This is a genomic window from Rhodobacter calidifons (assembly GCF_011174775.1).
Lineage (GTDB): Bacteria > Pseudomonadota > Alphaproteobacteria > Rhodobacterales > Rhodobacteraceae > Tabrizicola > Tabrizicola calidifons.
Genome location: NZ_JAANHS010000059.1, coordinates 1 through 632, shown reverse-complemented (window position 1 = coordinate 632; position 632 = coordinate 1). Strand labels below are relative to the sequence as shown.

The window sequence follows — 632 nt, the reverse complement described above, 5'->3', positions numbered from 1 at the left end:
CGCCATTGGTTCAAGCAAAATGGCGAACGCGCCGACCAGGCGGATGATGGCCTCGTCGTTCGGGAGTGAGGGCATGACTGCCATCGGTCCGAAGGAATGCCCGAACGCCGATGACGTCGGCGCGCCGCTTCACCTCGCGGTTCACCCGCTCCAGCGGGTTCGTGCTGGCGATCTGGGTCCAGTGCTCGCGTGGGAAGGACATGTAGGCCAGCACGTCGTCACGGGAGGCATCCATCAGGGCCCCGAGCTTGGGCTGCTTTTCGCGGAGCGCGTCGGCCACGATCTCCCACTGGGCTTCGGCCTCGGCCTTGGTTTCCTGCGCGAAGAGCGTCTTCAGCATCGCCGCCACGGCGGTGCGCTGCTTGGTCGGGGCGTGGGCCAGCGCGTTTCGCATCCAATGAATGCGGCAGCGTTGATGGGTGGCGTTGAACACCCGGCGGGCAGCGGCCCGCAGCCCCTTGTGGTCGTCGGCGATCACCAGTTTCACGCCGCGCAGGCCCCGGTCGGCCAAGGACCGCAGGAAGTCGGTCCAGAAGGGTGAGGGCCATCGCCCGAACGCTTCGGATGGGCCGGTGGCGACGCCGAGAACCTCGCGCTTGCCGTTCGGCATGGTCCTCGAACCGGTGGCGGAC

1 pseudogene is annotated in these 632 nt (G+C 67.7%); it reads right to left on the bottom strand.

Annotated features, from left to right (window positions below):
* Positions 1-632, bottom strand: a pseudogene (locus G8O29_RS18205) (IS256 family transposase); the annotation flags it as partial.